The organism is Synechococcus sp. R55.7 (assembly GCF_047461955.1).
In the GTDB taxonomy this organism is placed as follows: Bacteria; Cyanobacteriota; Cyanobacteriia; order Thermostichales; family Thermostichaceae; genus Thermostichus.
Window position 1 is genome coordinate 1 of the sequence record NZ_JANSIC010000276.1, and the last position, 2942, is coordinate 2942.

A 2942-nucleotide genomic window follows, 5' to 3' on the forward strand; every position below is an offset into this window, starting at 1 on the left:
ATGGCAATCGCCGCAAGGAGATTGGGCATAAAATCGATAAGCCTAGACCAAAGACTGACGACAAAAGAGATGGCCTCATCTCCAATGGTGTTTCCAGAGGTGTCCATAATGATCCTCACAGCTTGAAAATGCTCAGGATGGGCAGATAACAAGTGTAGGTTAACCTGAAGTGTTTTTTCAGGCAAGTTGGCCAAAGGGGGAATATGATATGAAAAATATATATTGAGGCAGAAATATCGGATCTCGAAATAAAACTTCACATTCTATTAACCCAAGGGCTCCAGCCATCAGTCAAAGCTCCGATGGGCCATCGAACGGCAAGGATCGAACTCAAGTTGTTGATACCGCAGATTATAGCTTTTCCCCACCGAGCAGGAGCTTTGTAGATTAAGTCAGGATCTCTGTTGTGCGATGGATGCGGCTGCATTGGCTAGAGTCAGTGTTGCTGGGAGGAACTGTAGCGGGCAGTTTGCATCCACAGAATGAGAGCATTTTGATGACCTATATAAAGAATCAAACGGGCAATCGACACTCGGTCAATGGGTTGGATCCCCTGTAGCCTTGATATGCTTAGCCTATTGGCTTGCTCACTGTCTGGCCTAAGGTGTATCCCGAAATACGTTTGCAGTTCTTCAATTTACAATTGACGCTTTTCTAAATCGGTTTCTTCCAATACACCAGCGCATCTTCTCCGTTGTAATACCCCTTGCGACGTCCCAGCCGTTGAAACCCTGCCGATTCGTACAGGCGGATTGCCGCTTGATTGGAAGCCTTTACCTCCAGAGTGGCCCAGCGGCAGCCTGCTGCTCTCGCTTGGTTCAGCAGTTCTTCCAGAATCCGCCGGCCCAAGCCCTGTTGCCGGTGCTCGGGATCCACCGCCAAGGAGATGATATGCGCTTCTTCTTCAATGCGCCAGAGAATGCCGAAGCCCACCAGCTCTTTTGTCGTCTGCGTCGGCGAAGTGGGGTTTGGAGAGGGAAGGGGAAACTCGGCTCGGCCCGAGCCACACGAAGCGCCAACGGCAGCGGGTTCCGCCACTACCCCAATCACCGTGCTTGTGGGTCGTTCCAGCTCCGCTCGATATCCCTGTTCTCCCCAGTATCCTCCGTAACACCGTCGATCCAGCTCCAGCAGTTGGGGCAGGGCAGTGATGTCCAGCACCTGCAGCCGATAACTCGTACCGCTCATGGTGGCCTAGTCTCGCAATTCGCAGAATTCCGCCAACAACAACTGCCCCAAGGGATCGTCATCGGGAGCCGCGTAGGGCAAGGCTCTGCGGCTGATGCTCAAGATGTTGCCCCCCGATTGGGGATGGTGCTCCGCACCGCCTTCGCGAACAGGCTTGAATTCGTAGTCGATCCCTTCGGTGAAGCCGGCTTCCTGTAGGTAGTCTTGGGCGGCTTTGAGGATCCCTTCTCGCAGTTGCGCTTTGACCGCAGGGGCCATGAGGTGGCGAACAAACCACTGGGCGCTGGCGGGATCCACCTCGGCCAGGTATTGGAGGGCAGGGGTCAACACAGCAGGGCGCTCTTGAGGGGACAAGCCGTTCACCTGCTGAGCTACCGCGGGCACATCCCGCCGTTGCATGGCCTGGATCAGGGCTTGTGTGGCTGGAGAAAATGAGGGATCCTGCGCTTGGCTCATGGCTGGGGGTACCAGAGGGATTCGAGGGTGCGGACAAGGGCTGCTGCTTCGAAAGGAGAGGGAGCAGTCGGCAGACAGACGGTCACATGGCCCAGTTTTCGCCCTGGGCGGGCAGGGGTTTTGTGGTACCAATGCACCGTGGCATTGGGGAGCTGGGCCAGGCGCTGCCGCTTTTCTGCGTAATCGCCGGTGGAATGCTCATAGCCCAAGAGATTGACCATCACTGCCCCCCCACACTTGAGGGAGGGATCCCCCAAGGGCAGGCCGAGGATGGCCCGCAGGTGTTGCTCGAATTGTGAGGTGCGGCAGGCTTCTAGGGTGTAGTGGCCGGAATTGTGGACCCGCGGCGAGATTTCGTTGATCCAGATCCCGGCCTTGGGGTGGGGCGGCGGCACCCAGAACAGCTCGATGCCAAACACGCCAACTGCACCCAATTTTTCCATCAGATCGGCTGCCAAGCGCCGGATCTCGGCCTCGGTGGTTGGGGGGATGCGGGCAGGCACCAGGACATGGCGGCAGATTTGCTCAATCTGCACAGTTTCCACCACCGGATAAACCCGGATCTCTCCCTTCAGCCCCCGCGCCACCATCACCGCCAACTCCCGCTCAAACGGGATCCATTCCTCCAGCAATAGCGGGATCCCCTCAGATTGGCTAAGGGCCTGCTGCAAAGCCACTCGGTCGCGCAAGATGCAGGTGCCCTGCCCATCGTAGCCCTGCCGCCGTCGCTTGAGCACCACCGGAAAGCCCAGTCCAGCCAGGTCTGCCGAATCCAACACCGCCTCCAGCGGAAAAAAAGTCGGCACCGGCAACCCCAACCGCGCCAGGAACTGCCGTTGGTGCAACTTGTCCAGCAGCGGCTCTAGCGTGCTGAGGCTGGGACGAAAGCGGGATCCCTCCGGATCCAGTTTTTTCAGCTCCGGCAGAGGGATAAACTCGTTTTCAAAAGTAACCACCGGGCAGCGCTCCAACAACTGGGCCGTGGCCTGGCTGTCGGCTGTGGATCCCCAAACCACCCCATCGGCCACTGCCACCGCCGGATCGGTGGGAGCAGCAGCCTGCACCACCAGCGGGATCCCCATCTGGCGAGCTGCCAAGGCCAACATCTGCGCCAACTGCCCGCCGCCAATCACCCCCACAGGTTGGGATCTCTGGTCTTTTGAGGATACCTGGGTTTCCACAGCCGTACCGTTATACTGGGTGGTGGGCCGCTGTCCATTGCTTCTTGGATCCAGAACCCCATTATGGGACCCCTTGCCCTCCAGCGCTAGGAGAAAAACGGTGGAACCCTCTCAACC

3 protein-coding genes are annotated in these 2942 nt (G+C 57.7%); all 3 read right to left on the reverse strand.

Annotated features, from left to right (window positions below):
- Nucleotides 1-654: 654 nt before the first annotated feature.
- From rimI to NW820_RS11625, 3 genes are read right to left on the reverse strand one after another with little or no spacing between them, the layout of a single operon-like run.
- Nucleotides 655-1188, reverse strand: a complete 534-nt coding sequence (gene rimI / locus NW820_RS11615) for a ribosomal protein S18-alanine N-acetyltransferase (RefSeq protein ID WP_414407558.1) — start codon at nt 1186-1188, stop codon at nt 655-657.
- A gap of 6 nt (nt 1189-1194) precedes the next feature.
- Nucleotides 1195-1644, reverse strand: coding sequence for a hypothetical protein (locus NW820_RS11620; RefSeq protein WP_414407559.1), 450 nt, complete (start codon nt 1642-1644; stop codon nt 1195-1197).
- The gene (locus NW820_RS11625; protein WP_414407560.1) at nt 1641-2783 is read right to left on the reverse strand and encodes a 5-(carboxyamino)imidazole ribonucleotide synthase; all 1143 of its coding nucleotides are present in this window, start codon (nt 2781-2783) and stop codon (nt 1641-1643) included. Before NW820_RS11625 ends, NW820_RS11620 begins: the two co-directional genes overlap by 4 nt.
- Nucleotides 2784-2942: the final 159 nt, after the last annotated feature.